Here is a 12497-nt window from a genome sequence, read left to right as displayed (position 1 = left end):
GGACACGCTGCCCCAACCGGAGCAGTCGCAGCCCGGAGGCGTCGAACGCGCGGGCCGGGAACGCCAGCTCGGTGCCGTCGTCGAGCAGCAGCACACCGCTGCGGGTCGACGCGTCGTAGGTCGCCACCGTCCCCTGCATGCCAGCACCGTACTCCACCGCCGCGGCGACCCGGGCCAGCAGCGCGGCCGTGCGCGGCCCCACGCCCAGCCCGGCGGCGTCGGCCAGGTCCGCCGGGGTGTCCACGTCCCGGCGCAGGCTGGGCCAGTCGCCGGCGAGCGGCAGCGCCCCGCTCGCCGCGTGCGCCGCGGCCGAGCCCGGCCCGAACCGCGGCGCCAGCGGCGTACCGGCCGGCGCGGCGAGCAGCACGGTGCCTCCGCCCGGGGCATCCGCCACGAACCCGCGTACCCCGTGGGCGGCCCGCAGCGCGGCGGCCAGGTCGGCCGGTCGCAGCGCCGGCAGGTCGGCGGTCAGGCCGGCCACGGCGGCGCGCGGCCCGGCGACGGCCGCGCCGTGCCGCAACGCCGCGTTCAGCCCGCCGCCGGGGTCGCCGGCGACGCGGGCGCCCGCCGCGCCGGCCGCCGCGCTCACCCGCGGGTCGTCGGTGACCACGAGCACCCCGGCGACCGCCGGGCACGCCCGGACCGCGCGCAGCGTGTCGGCCGCCAGGGCGAGCGCCAGCTCCTCATGGGGTACGCCGGGCAGCGCGCCCCGCAGACGGCTCTTCGCCGCCGGAAGGCGCTTCACCGGCATCACCACGGTCCAGCGGGCCTCAGACACGCCGACCATCCTGCCAGCGAGGGCGGCGGTACCCGCACTGGCCGCAGCGGGGGCGAACAGGCATGATTCTGTGCCGGGGCGCGAGGGCGGATCGAGGAGGCACTGTGGCACGGCGGAGGCTGGGGGTCTGGCGACGGCTCGCCGTGGTGCTGGTGAAGCCGCTGATGACGGTCTGGACCCGGCGCACCTGGCGGGGCATGGAGCACCTGCGCGGCGACGGCGGCGTGATCCTCGTGCCGAACCACATCTCGCACGCCGACCCGCTCGTGGTCGCGCACTACATCTACGACGCCGGGCGCTGGCCGCGCTTCCTCGGCAAGGCCAGCGTGTTCCGGGTGCCGGTGGTCGGCTGGATCCTGCACCGGTGCCAGCAGATCCCGGTCGAGCGGGGCACCGTCGAGGCGGTCAAGTCGCTGGACAAGCTGGTCGCCGCGCTGGCCGAGGGCGGCGCGGTGGTGATCTACCCGGAGGGCACCACCACCCGCGAGCCGGACCTGTGGCCGATGAAGGGCAAGACCGGCGCGGCCCGCCTGGCGCTGGCCACCGGTGCCCCGGTGGTCCCGATCGCCATGGTCGGCCCGGAACGGATGTTCGACCCGCGTACGGCCCGGTTCGGGCTGCGCCCGCGTACCCCGGTGACGGTGATCGCCGGTCCGCCGGTGGACCTGAGCCGCTGGGCCGGCGCCACGCCGACCCGGCCGATCCTGGAGGAGATGACGGACACCATCATGCTGCGCATCCGGGATCTGGTCGCGGAGATCCGCGGCGGCACACCACCGCCGCTCTGGCAGCGGCCCGCCCGCACCGGCACCCGGGAGGTCACCGAATGAGCGGGCACGTCGCCGTGCTGGGCGCCGGTTCCTGGGGGACCGCGTTCGCCAAGATCCTCGCCGACGCCGGGCGGGACGTCACGGTCCTGGCCCGCCGGGCCGCCGTGGCCGAGGCGATCCGGACCGGGCGGCACAACCCGGAGTACCTGCCGGGCGTACGCCTGCCCGAGCGGGTGACCGCCACCGGTGACGCCGCCGAGGCGATCGAGGGGGCCGAGGTGGTGGTGCTCTCGGTGCCCTCGCAGACGCTGCGCGGCAACCTCGCCGACTGGACGCCGTACCTGGCGCCGGACGCCACGCTGGTGTCGCTGATGAAGGGCATCGAGCTGGGCACCACCAAGCGGATGAGCCAGGTGATCACGGAGACCGCCGGGGTGCCCGCCGACCGGGTGGTGGTCGTCTCCGGGCCCAACCTGGCCCCGGAGATCGCCGCCGAGCAGCCGGCCGCCACTGTCGTCGCGGGCACCGACAGCCGCCGTACCGCGCTGGTGCAGGCGTCCATCCGGACGCCGTACTTCCGCCCGTACACCAACGACGACGTGATCGGCTGCGAGCTGGGCGGCGCGGTGAAGAACGTGATCGCGCTGGCGTACGGCATCGCCACCGCGATGGGCTTCGGCGACAACACCCGGGCCATGCTGATGACCCGCGGCCTGGCCGAGACCGCCCGGCTGGGCGTGGCGCTCGGCGCCGACCCGATCACGTTCGCCGGGCTGGCCGGCATGGGTGACCTGGTCGCCTCCTGCTCGTCGCCGATGGCCCGCAACCGGACCTTCGGCGAGCACCTGGGCCGGGGGGAGACGCTGGAACAGGCCCAGGCGGCCACCCGGCAGACAGCCGAGGGCGTCAAGAGCTGCCTGGCCATCCGCGATCTGGCCCGGGCGCACGGGGTGGAGATGCCGATCACCGAGCAGATCGAGCGGATCTGCCACGAGGGGATGGATCCGCGCCTGGCGGTGGACGCGCTGATGAGCCGCACCGCCAAGCCCGAGTCGTACGAGTGAACGGAGCCGGGATGACCGACGAGCACTGGGGTGACGGCACGCGCAGCGTGCACGCCGGCCTGCCGGACGCGGTACCCGGGCAGCCGTTCCTGCCCGGCCCGGTCTTCGCCGCGCCGTACCACCTGGACCCGGAGCGCGGCCCGTCGGCGGCGGTGGACGGGTACGGACGGCCCGACAACCCCACCCGGCGGCTGCTGGAGACCGCGATCGGCGAGCTGGAGGGCGGCGACTGCCGGGTCTTCGCCAGCGGCCAGGCCGCCATCACCGGGCTGCTGCTGACCGTGCTGCGCCCCGGCGACACCGTGCTGCTGCCCGCCGACGGCTACTACTCGGTGCGCGCGTTCGCCTCGGACACGCTGGAACAGCTCGGCGTACGCGTGGTGCTCGTGCCGACGGCCGGGCCGTACCCCTCGTTCGAGGGTGTCCGGCTGGTGCTGCTGGAGACCCCGGCGAACCCCGGCCTGGACGTCGCCGACGTCCGGGCGGTGGCCGCCGCCGCGCACGCCGCCGGTGCGCTGGTGGCGGTGGACAACACCACCGCGACGCCGCTCGGGCAGCGCCCGCTGGACCTCGGCGCGGACGTGGTGGTCGCCTCCGGCACCAAGGCGCTGACCGGCCACTCGGACCTGCTGCTGGGCTACCTGGCCACCCGGGACGCCGGGCTGCGGGACGCGGCGACCACCTGGCGCAACGCCACCGGCGGGGTGCCGGGCGCGTTCGACTGCTGGCTGGCCCACCGCTCGCTGGCCACGCTCGACCTGCGGCTGGCCCGGCAGACCGCGAACGCGCGGGCGCTGGCCGACCTGCTCGCGGCCCGCCCGGATGTCACCGGCGTGCGCTGGCCCGGACGGCCGGACGACCCGGCGTACCCGGTCGCGTCGGCCCAGATGCGGCGCGTACCGGGTGTGCTCTCGTTCGACCTGGGCGACGAGCGCCGGGTGGCCCGGTTCCTCGGCGCCGCCCGGCTGGTGGCCGCGGCCACCTCGTTCGGCGGCCTGCACACCACAGCCGACCGGCGGGCCCAGTGGGGTGACGACACGTCGGCGGGTTTCGTGCGGTTCTCCTGCGGCGTCGAGGACACCGCCGACCTGCTCGCCGACGTGTCGGCGGCGCTCGACGCGGCGGGCTGACGGCGTGTCGGCAGCTGGGCTATCGTGACGGTCAGCCACGGCCCGTGCGGCCCCGACCCGAGGAGGTGAGTCCGATCCACCAGCAGAGGACCGGCGCTCCCTCCGAGTCCGCGTCGCTTCGGGGCTGAGGCGACGCCGGGGGCGCCGACGAGCGCTTCCCGAAAGGCTTGCCATGGCATCCACCGTGTTCACCCCCGACCGTCCCGCCCTCGTCCGGCGGTTGCGCGCCGCCGGTTGCGTCTTCGCCGAGGACGAGGCGGAACTGCTGATCGCCGCCGCCGACTCGGCGCAGTCGCTGACCCGGCTGGTCGACCGTCGCGTCGCCGGCCTGCCGCTGGAGCACCTGCTCGGCTGGGCCGAGTTCTGCGGCCGGCGGATCGCCGTACACCCGGGGGTCTTCGTGCCGCGCGGCCGGACCGCGCTGCTCGTCGACGCGGCGACGGCGCTGGCCGGGCCGGCGCCGGCGGTGCTCGACCTGTGCTGCGGCTCCGGCGCCGCCGCCGTGGTGCTGCACGAACGGCTGGCGCCCCGCTGGCTGGCCGCCGCCGACATCGACCCGGTGGCGGTGGCCTGCGCCCGGCGCAACCTCGAACCGCTCGGCGTCCCGGTCTACCAGGGCGACCTGTTCGACGCGCTGCCGGCCGGGCGGCGCGGAGAGCTGGACCTGGTGGTGGCGAACGCGCCGTACGTGCCGAGCGGTGCGGTGGCCTCGTTGCCGGCCGAGGCGCGTCTCTACGAGGCGCCGGTGGCGCTGGACGGCGGCACGGACGGCCTGGCCGTGCTGCGCCGGGTCGCCTCCGGCGCGGCCGAGTGGCTCGCGCCGGGCGGGCACGTCGTGGTCGAGGCGAGCGCCGCGCAGGCCCCGGAACTGTGCGCCGTGTTCACCGCCGCCGGGCTGGACCCGGCCGTGGTACGCGACGAGGAGCGGGAGGCCACGGCGGTCACCGCCCGTCGTCCCGGCTGAACGCGCCGGGGCGTGGCGGGTGGGCCGGGCGGGAACTAGCCTCGGGTCAGGCGCGGCGGGAGGCGGTGGCGGTGGGCGGCTCAGGTGTGCCGGTGGTGGTGGGGCTGGACAACGGGGGCACGAGCGACAACGCCACGGTGCTCACAGTCGACGGCCGGTTCCTTGTGGACGGGCTGCTGGAGATCCCGAGCGAGGTCGGCGACGGCCCGGAGGCGGCGGTGGAGGCGCTGGCGCGGGCGTTCGACGGCGTCCTGGCCCACACCGGCGTGCCGCGTGACCTGGTCCGCGCGGTCGGGCTGGACACGCCCGGCCCGGCCAGCGCCACCGGCGTCATCTCGTCCCGCGGCTCGACGAACTTCTCCCAGCCCGCCTGGCGGGGCTTCGACGTGCGCACCGCGCTGGAGCGGCGGCTGGGCCTGCCGGTGGTCTACGCCAACGACGGCAACGCCGCCGCGCTCTACGCCCACCACGTGCACTTCGGCGCCGAGGCGATGGCCCGGTCGTCGGTGTCCGCGATCGTCGGCACCGGGCTCGGCGGGGGAGTGGTGGAGTCCGGTCGGGTGATCGGCGGCGCGGCCGGCATGGCCGGCGAGTTCGGGCACGTGCACATCCCGCTGGACGGCCTGGTCGAGCCGGACCAGGCGGCGCCGGTCTGCGCCTGCGGCTTCACCGGGGACGCGGAGAGCGTCGCCTCGCTCACCGCGATCCGGCGCAACCTGCTGCCGTACTGGCTGGCCCGGCACCCGGAGCACCCGCTCGCGGCGGAGGAGCCGGACCGGGCGGCGAAGCTGCTGCGCGGCTACGGCGAACGCGGCGACCCGCTGGCCCGCCTGGTGTTCACCCAGCAGGCCAAGGCGCTGGGCCGGCTGTTCACCATCGCGGCCAACTTCACCGACCCGCACGCGTACTTCGTCGGCGGGGGTGTGGTGGAGGCGGCGCCGGAGTTCCGGGACTGGTTCCTCGCCGCCGTCGCCGAGCACACGGTGCTCCGGGAGGAGCAGCGGGCGGTGGCCACCTTCGCGCTGGTGCCGGACCGGGACATGGCCGGGGCGCGCGGGGTGGCCATCGCGGCGCTGGAGGCGGTACGCGGCATCGTCACCGCCGCCGCCCCACTCGGCTGATCGCCGCCCGCTGACGGGCCGCTCAGGCGTGCGGCGGCGCCGCGGTGAACGCGGCCCACGCCTGCGGCGGGAACACCAGCACCGGGCCGGCCGGGTCCTTGGAGTCGCGGACCGCCACCGCGCCGGGCAGCGGCGCCATCTCCACGCACGCGCCCTCGTCGCCGCTGTGGCTGCTCTTGCGCCAGCGGGCCGGTGTGGGGTTCGTGCGGTTCGTGCCGTTCATCTGGTCACCTCTCGTTCAGCAGGCGGAGGAGCTGGTCCCGACTGGCCGCCGGGCTCAGCGCCACGGTCCGCAGGTGCTCCATGATCTTGGCGCAGGTCCGCAGGTCACCCGGCCGGTCGAGGACCATCTGCCCGGCGACCGTCTCCACCGAGGCGATGATCGGGTCCTCCGGGTCGGCGAACTCCAGGATGTGCAGCGATCCCCGGGTGCCCCGGTGGTAGCCGGCGGCCAGCGGGATCACCTGCACCGTGACGTTCGGCAGCTCGGCCATCTTCAGCAGGTGCTGGAGCTGGCCGGACATGACCGAGCGGTCACCGACCGGGCGCAGCAGCGCGCCCTCGTCGATGATCGCGTCGAGGATCGGCGGCTCGGCGCCGGAGAGCCGCTGCTGGCGGTCCAGCCGTAGCTGGACCCGCTGCTCCACCTGCTCGTCGGTGAGCGTGTGCGGCCCGCCGCGCATCACCCCGCGGATGTAGTCGGCGGTCTGGAGCAGGCCGGGCACCACCGACGGCTCGAAGTTCGCGATGCCGGTGGCCTCGGCCTCCAACGCGATGAAGTCGATGGTGCGCTGGTCCAGCAGGTACGAATAGGACACCCACCAGCCCGGCTTGCGGGCGTCCTTCGCCAGCTGCACCGCCGCGGCGATGTCCGCCGGGCCCACGCCGTAGCTGGTCAGCAGCGCGCGCACGGTGGCGGGACTGACGAGCGTCTGCGCGTTCTCGTAGCGGGACAACGTGCTCCGGGTGCTGTTGATCTCGTCGGCCGCGGCCTCCAGGGTGAGGCCGGCGGCCTCCCGGTGGGTCCGCAGGGCGATGCCGAGCCGTCGGGCCCGGGCGGTCTTCGGCGCCATGCATCGATGGTCGCACATCCCGCGGGAAAGCGGGCATGAGAGAAAGTCGATGAGAGTTGCATTCACGCCGGTGAACCTGTCAATGTGTGACGGCGTCCTCACCATCGGTTGTCGTGGCGACGGTGATGGTGAGCGACCGGAGGGGATGGGGCGCGCGGTGGTCGGATTCTTCACTCCCCCACGATCCGACCGCCGCGTGCCCCTGCCGGTCCACGAGACGGGGAGGGGTTCCGCGGTGACCAGGTTCCTGGTGGTCCTGACCGACGTGCGTCCACCGGACGGCACCCGGCGTGACGAACGGACCAGCCCGGAACGCCGCCGCCAGGTGGTCGGCGCGAGCAGCCGGGAGGCCGCCGACCGGATCGCCGGCGCGTTCATGGCGCTGGGCATGGTGCGGGCCGGCCGGCAACGCGTGAAGGTCATCGCGGTCGGCCGCCGGCCCCGGCACCCGGTCTTCTGAGACACACCGTTCCGTTACTCCCCGTAGATGTCACCTTGACCGTTTGCCACGCGACTCCGCGTCTCCCCGGGTAACGACCACCGCTTGCGGCAACGCACAGTAAGGTCATTCGGGTGAGCGCCACCGGCGAGCACGGCCAGCCGCAGTCGCGAACGATGAGGTGACCATGACCACCCCAGGCAAGACCCGCGTGGCGATCGTCTTCGGCGGCCGCAGCCCCGAGCACGGCATCTCCTGCGTCAGCGCCGGCAGCGTGCTGGCCGCGCTCGACCCGGACGAGTTCGAGGTGGTCCCGGTCGGCATCACCCGGCAGGGCCAGTGGGTGCTCGCCAGCGGTGACCCGAGCGGGCTCGCCATCGCCGACCGCAAGCTCCCCGAGATCACCGCCGGCTCCGGCGCCGAACTGGTGCTGCGCGCCGACCCCGCCGTCGGCGGTCTGATGGTGCTCGACCCGGCCCAGGGGCCGGTCGCACTCGCCGACGTGGACGTGGTCTTTCCGGTGCTGCACGGCGCGTACGGCGAGGACGGCACCATCCAGGGCATGCTGGAGATGGCCGACATCCCCTACGTCGGCGCGAACGTCTTCGCCTCCGCCGCGGCCATGGACAAGGAGTTCACCAAGAAGCTCTGCGCCGCCGAGGGCATCCCGGTCGGCCCGTACGCGGTGCTGCGCGCCGGGATGTCGCTGAGCGAGGAGGACAAGGAGCGCCTCGGGCTGCCCGTCTTCGTCAAGCCGTCCCGGGCCGGCTCCTCGTTCGGCATCACCAAGGTCGACGACTGGGCCGACCTGGACGCCGCGCTCGTCACCGCGCGCGAGATCGACAGCAAGGTGCTCGTCGAAGGCGCGGTGGTCGGCCGCGAGATCGAGTGCGGCGTGCTGGAGGGCGAGGCCGGTGGCGCGCCGGAGGCCTCGGTGCTCGCCGAGGTGCGCATGATCGGCGACCGCGACTGGTACGACTTCGAGGCCAAGTACATCTTCGCCGACGAGGTCTGCGAGTACGACGTACCGGCCGACCTGCCCGAGCCGGTGGCCCGGCAGGTGCGCGACTACGCCACCCGTGCGTTCACCGCGCTCGACTGCTCCGGCCTGGCCCGGGTCGACTTCTTCGTGACCCCGCAGATGGACGTCTACCTCAACGAGATCAACACGATGCCGGGCTTCACCCCGACGTCGATGTTCCCGCGGATGTGGTCGGCCAGCGGGCTGGAGTACCCGAAGCTGGTCAACCGGTTGATCCGTACCGCCCTGCACCGCCGCGCCGGCCGCTGACCGCCTGCACCGCCGCGCCGGCCGCTGAGCCGGCGGGCGTCAGGCGGAGCAGCCCGAGGGGGCCTGCTTCGCCGAGGGGACCGAGCTGACGATCGTGTCGGAGATCGAGGTCACCCACTGCAGCGGCGGCTCGTACGACTTCGGCACCCGAACCCGGATCGGGGTCTCCCGGTCGACGGTGGTCAGGATCGTGGCGTCGGCCTCCTCGGCCGCGTGCCAGCAGACCTTGTTGACCGTCCACACCTCGTCGGTGGGCGGGAACTGCGCCGGGCTGCCGCCGCAGGCCACTGTCAGCGCCGGGTCGCCGTACGCGGCGTTCTGCTCCGGGCCCGCGGTCACCGGGCGCTGCGCCAGGTCACGCACGCTGTCCGGGAGCTGCGACATCAGGGCGCGGCAGAGGATGGTCGGGCGCTCGGCCAGCGCCGGTGCGGGCATCTCGACCGGCGCGCTGGACTGCGTCCGGGGGCTCGCCGACGCGCTCGGCTCGGCGTCCGGCGACTCCGGGGCCAGCTTGGCGAACGTGAACCCGGCCACCGCCAGGGTCACCGGCACCGCGACGAGCGTCGCCCAGAGCGCGGCACGGCGGGTGGCGCCGTCCCGGCGGGGGGAGGTGTCCTTCTCGTCCACTTACAGCCGCACCACCGAACACGTGAGGGTGCGGGTGATGCCGGGCACCATCTGCACCTTGCTGACGATGAGTTTGCCGAGCTCGTCGACGGTGTTCGCCTCGGTGAGCACCACCACGTCGTACGGCCCGGTGACGGCGTCGACCCGTACCACGCCGGCCAGGTCCGCGATCAGACCGGCCACGTCACGCGCCCGGCCGACCTCGGTCTGGATGAGGATGTACGCCTGTACCACGACTCGACCTCCGTCCGTCGCCTCCGGGCGACCCGAAGGGTGAAACTACCGTACTGAGCGGCCGTGATCCCTATCGGTTGCCGGTCGGACGCGGTGAGCGAGCACACGCCGGTACGGACAGGGGTGGGACGTGCGGAACGACGCAGCGGAGCGAGGGAACGGAATGACTGTCACTGATGTCGGCGAGTTCGGCCTGATCGACCGGGTGACCGCCCGGCTGGCGCAGGGACAGAACTGCCTGCTCGGCCCCGGCGACGACGGCGCGGTGGTGGCGGCGCCGGACCGGCGGGTGGTCGCCTCGACCGACGTGCTGGTGGAGGGCCGGCACTTCCGCCGGGACTGGTCGTCGGCGCGGGACGTGGGACACCGGGCGGCGGCGGCGAACCTCGCGGACATCGCCGCCATGGGCGCCACCCCGACCGCGCTGCTCGTCGCGCTCTGCATGCCGGCCGAGCTGGACCCGGCCTGGGCCGAGGAACTGGCCGACGGGCTGGGCGCGGAGGCGGCGCTCGTCGGCGCGAGCGTGGTCGGCGGGGACATGTCCGGCAGCCCGACGCTCACCGTCGCGGTGACGGCGCTCGGCGACCTGGCCGGCCGCGCCCCGGTGGTCCGCTCCGGCGCCCGCCCCGGCGACGTGGTGGCGCTGGCCGGGCGCACCGGCTGGTCGGCGGCCGGCTACACAGTGCTGTCCCGGGGTTTCCGCACGCCCCGGCTGCTGGTCGAGGCGTTCCGCCGCCCCGAGGTGCCGTACGCCGCCGGACCCGCTGCCGCCGCGGCCGGGGCCACCGCCATGATCGACGTGTCGGACGGGCTGCTGGCCGACCTCGGGCACGTGGCGACCGCCAGCGGCGTGGCGATCGACCTGAGCCGTGAGGCGTTCGAGGTGCCCCGGCAGATGCGGGACGCGGCGCAGGCGCTCGGCGTCGACCCGTACACCTGGATCCTGGCCGGCGGCGAGGACCACGCGCTGGCGGCGACGTTCCCGGGGGACGCCGTGCTTCCCGACGGCTGGCGGCCGGTCGGGCGGGTGGCGGCCGGCGCCGGGGTCACCGTCGACGGCGCCGCCTACAGCGGCCCGCGCGGCTGGGACCACTTCCGGCGGACGGCGGAATAGCCGGCGCAGTGGCGGGGCCGGAGTGATCTGCGTCCGACCCCGGACCGCCGGGCCGGGCCGGGGCCGGCGGCGGTCGTAACCTGGCACGGTGAGCGAGATCGAGATCCGGGAGCGGCGCTTCGACGCGCCCGAGTCGCAGGCGCTGATCCGGGCGGCGCTGGCCGACCTCGGCGCCCGGTACGGCGGCAGCGGCGACGAGACCCCGGTCGACGCGGCCGAGTTCACCCCGCCGGACGGCGCGTTCCTCGTCGCCTACCTGGACGGGCGGCCGGTGGGCTGCGGCGGCTGGCGCAGCCACGGCGAGGACGGCGACACGGCCGAGCTGAAGCGGATGTACACCGACCCGGCGGCGCGGGGCCGGGGCGTGGCCCGCTCGGTGCTCGCCGCGGTCGAGCGGTCCGCCCGCGACCACGGCCGCAAGCGGATCGTGCTGGAGTGCGGCGACAAGCAGCCCGAGGCGATCGCCATGTACACCTCGGCGGGCTACGAGCGGATCCCGAACTTCGGCTTCTACAAGGACGCCCCGGGCTGCCTGTCGTACGGCCGCACCCTCTAGCCGACGGTGATGCGGATCTGGCTCGCGGCGCGGCGGGCGGCGTTCGCGGCCTCGTCCGGGGTTGCGCCCCAGGCCATCAGGTGCCCGCTGCGGTGCGCCGAGGAGAGCAGCTCCGGCACGGTCTGCCCGACCTTCGTCTCCACCTGCACGTCGAGCACGCCCGGCACGCGCAGCGCGTCGCGCCTGCCGTCCACGGCGGTGACCCGGCCGGGCGGCGCGATCAGGAACTCGATGGCCGCCGCGCCGGTCGCCCGCGCCGGCAGCGCCGGCCGTTCGCCGCGCAGGATCCGCAGGTACGCCTCGATGACGTCCCGCTCGTAGGCGATCGAGATGAGCGCGGTGATCATGTCGCCGGGCATCCGGGCCGCGCACTCCACCAGCGTCGGCACTCCGTCGGCGAGGATCCACTCGCTGTGCAGCATGCCGCTGCGGAAGCCGGCCGCCTCGGCGAGGCGTACCGCGGCGGAGCGCAGCGCGTCGTGCGCGGCGGCGGGCAGCGCGGACGGCACCGTGTGGCCGGTCTCGACCGGATAGCGGCCTCCGGCGATCCGCTTGTCGGTGACGTTGACGAAGACCACCTCGCCGTCGGCGACGAGCAGCTCCACGCTGTGCTCGGAGCCGACGAGCAGCTCCTCGACCAGCACGCCGGTGGGCAGGCCGCGCTCGGTGGCCTCGGCCGGGTCGGGCGGGGCGGCGCTCGCCGCCCAGCGGGCCGGCACCTCGGCTGCGTCGGTGATCAGTTGAACGCCGAGGCTGCCCGAGCGGCGGGTGGGCTTGAGCACGCACCGGCCGCCGTGCGCCTGCGCGAACTCCACCGCCCGCGCCGGGTCGTCGACCAGCTCGTACGCGGGGTTGGCCAGCCCGATCCGGTCGGCGAGCAGCCGCATCCGGTGCTTGTCGGAGAAGACGTCGGCGGCCTCCACCCCGGCGCCGGGCAGGCCGAGGCGCTCGGCGAGCCGGGCGGTGGCGCCGACCGCGTACTCCAGGCCGGGCAGGACCAGCCGGGCGTCGGCGAGGCCGGGCTCGCGGGCGAGCAGGGCGTCCGGGTCGAAGCCGGTCTGGTACTCGGCCGCGACGAGGCGCCCGATCATCGGCAGCCGATCGGCGAACCGGGCCAGGTCGCGGCGGGCGATCACGTCCGGTTCCTCGACCAGCACCACGCTGCCCGGCGGCAGCTCCTGGTCGAACCAGCTCAGCGAGCCGAACGACGCGCCCACCACCACCAGTTGCTCGCGACCCAGATCGAGGTCCACCGGTCACCCTCCCCACGGCTCGCGCCGGAACCGGACGGCCGGCGCAGCAGCACCCTAACCGGCCGGATCGCGGCGGTCGCCGT

14 protein-coding genes and 1 pseudogene are annotated in these 12497 nt (G+C 75.0%); 9 read left to right on the top strand and 6 right to left on the bottom strand.

All coding sequences use genetic code 11. From position 1 onward, the window contains the following. Positions 1–163: 163 nt before the first annotated feature. A pseudogene (gene cofC / locus ACN27C_RS00865) lies at positions 164–787 on the bottom strand (2-phospho-L-lactate guanylyltransferase); the annotation flags it as partial. A 95-nt stretch (positions 788–882) separates the two neighbouring features. On the opposite strand from cofC, the gene ACN27C_RS00860 reads away from it, so the two are divergent. From ACN27C_RS00860 to ACN27C_RS00840, 5 genes are all read left to right on the top strand, one after another. Continuing rightward, positions 883–1608, top strand: coding sequence for a lysophospholipid acyltransferase family protein (locus ACN27C_RS00860; RefSeq protein WP_013474338.1), 726 nt, complete (start codon positions 883–885; stop codon positions 1606–1608). Continuing rightward, complete coding sequence (locus tag ACN27C_RS00855) at positions 1605–2612, top strand: NAD(P)H-dependent glycerol-3-phosphate dehydrogenase (RefSeq protein ID WP_120571211.1); 1008 nt, start codon at positions 1605–1607, stop codon at positions 2610–2612. Before ACN27C_RS00860 ends, ACN27C_RS00855 begins: the two co-directional genes overlap by 4 nt. Before the next feature lie 11 nt (positions 2613–2623). Next, entirely contained in the window at positions 2624–3742 is a 1119-nt protein-coding gene (locus tag ACN27C_RS00850) for a cystathionine gamma-lyase (protein WP_120573929.1), read from the top strand. A gap of 172 nt (positions 3743–3914) precedes the next feature. Then, complete coding sequence (locus tag ACN27C_RS00845; RefSeq protein ID WP_357827463.1) at positions 3915–4706, top strand: putative protein N(5)-glutamine methyltransferase; 792 nt, start codon at positions 3915–3917, stop codon at positions 4704–4706. Between the two features lie 71 nt (positions 4707–4777). Next, a complete protein-coding gene (locus ACN27C_RS00840; RefSeq protein WP_422750206.1) occupies positions 4778–5827 on the top strand; it encodes an ROK family protein in 1050 nt (349 codons plus the stop codon). Positions 5828–5849: 22 nt separating this feature from the next. Here ACN27C_RS00840 and ACN27C_RS00835 read toward each other — a convergent pair whose 3' ends face one another. Continuing rightward, entirely contained in the window at positions 5850–6050 is a 201-nt protein-coding gene (locus ACN27C_RS00835; RefSeq protein WP_121686142.1) for a DUF397 domain-containing protein, read from the bottom strand. A 4-nt stretch (positions 6051–6054) separates the two neighbouring features. Further along, on the bottom strand, positions 6055–6900 hold the full coding sequence (locus ACN27C_RS00830) for a helix-turn-helix domain-containing protein (RefSeq protein ID WP_013474343.1): 846 nt from the start codon (positions 6898–6900) through the stop codon (positions 6055–6057). Between the two features lie 235 nt (positions 6901–7135). Here ACN27C_RS00830 and ACN27C_RS00825 point away from each other — a divergent pair, with 235 nt between their 5' ends. After that, entirely contained in the window at positions 7136–7360 is a 225-nt protein-coding gene (locus ACN27C_RS00825) for a hypothetical protein (protein ID WP_120571208.1), read from the top strand. Positions 7361–7526: 166 nt separating this feature from the next. Then, on the top strand, positions 7527–8630 hold the full coding sequence (locus tag ACN27C_RS00820) for a D-alanine--D-alanine ligase family protein (protein WP_091420221.1): 1104 nt from the start codon (positions 7527–7529) through the stop codon (positions 8628–8630). A 39-nt stretch (positions 8631–8669) separates the two neighbouring features. On the opposite strand, the gene ACN27C_RS00815 is transcribed toward ACN27C_RS00820, so the two are convergent. Next, positions 8670–9257, bottom strand: coding sequence for a DUF3515 domain-containing protein (locus tag ACN27C_RS00815; protein ID WP_120571206.1), 588 nt, complete (start codon positions 9255–9257; stop codon positions 8670–8672). Then, on the bottom strand, positions 9258–9491 hold the full coding sequence (locus tag ACN27C_RS00810) for an Lrp/AsnC ligand binding domain-containing protein (protein ID WP_013284547.1): 234 nt from the start codon (positions 9489–9491) through the stop codon (positions 9258–9260). It lies immediately after the preceding gene. 163 nt (positions 9492–9654) lie between these two features. Here ACN27C_RS00810 and ACN27C_RS00805 point away from each other — a divergent pair, with 163 nt between their 5' ends. Both ACN27C_RS00805 and ACN27C_RS00800 read left to right on the top strand, forming a co-directional pair. After that, a complete protein-coding gene (locus ACN27C_RS00805) occupies positions 9655–10605 on the top strand; it encodes a thiamine-phosphate kinase (protein WP_422750205.1) in 951 nt (316 codons plus the stop codon). A gap of 88 nt (positions 10606–10693) precedes the next feature. Next, positions 10694–11161: a GNAT family N-acetyltransferase gene (locus tag ACN27C_RS00800; protein WP_120571204.1), complete on the top strand. Its 468-nt coding sequence runs from the start codon at positions 10694–10696 to the stop codon at positions 11159–11161. Here ACN27C_RS00800 and ACN27C_RS00795 read toward each other — a convergent pair. Then, the gene (locus tag ACN27C_RS00795) at positions 11158–12414 is read right to left on the bottom strand and encodes an ATP-grasp domain-containing protein (protein WP_422750204.1); all 1257 of its coding nucleotides are present in this window, start codon (positions 12412–12414) and stop codon (positions 11158–11160) included. The genes ACN27C_RS00800 and ACN27C_RS00795 overlap by 4 nt on opposite strands. Positions 12415–12497: the final 83 nt, after the last annotated feature.

Source organism: Micromonospora sp. WMMD1219, from assembly GCF_049315215.1.
Classification (GTDB): Bacteria; Actinomycetota; Actinomycetes; order Mycobacteriales; family Micromonosporaceae; genus Micromonospora; species Micromonospora tulbaghiae.
The sequence above is the reverse complement of the archived record's forward strand: the minus strand, read 5'-3'. Positions and strand labels throughout refer to the sequence as shown.

Coding starts and splice junctions, on each gene's coding strand:
- ACN27C_RS00855 (WP_120571211.1), top strand. CDS start 1,605: ATGAGCGGGCACGTCGCCGTGCTGGGCGCCGGTTCCTGGGGGACCGCG.
- ACN27C_RS00850 (WP_120573929.1), top strand. CDS start 2,624: ATGACCGACGAGCACTGGGGTGACGGCACGCGCAGCGTGCACGCCGGC.
- ACN27C_RS00845 (WP_357827463.1), top strand. CDS start 3,915: ATGGCATCCACCGTGTTCACCCCCGACCGTCCCGCCCTCGTCCGGCGG.
- ACN27C_RS00835 (WP_121686142.1), bottom strand. CDS start 6,050: ATGAACGGCACGAACCGCACGAACCCCACACCGGCCCGCTGGCGCAAG.
- ACN27C_RS00830 (WP_013474343.1), bottom strand. CDS start 6,900: ATGGCGCCGAAGACCGCCCGGGCCCGACGGCTCGGCATCGCCCTGCGG.
- ACN27C_RS00820 (WP_091420221.1), top strand. CDS start 7,527: ATGACCACCCCAGGCAAGACCCGCGTGGCGATCGTCTTCGGCGGCCGC.
- ACN27C_RS00805 (WP_422750205.1), top strand. CDS start 9,655: ATGACTGTCACTGATGTCGGCGAGTTCGGCCTGATCGACCGGGTGACC.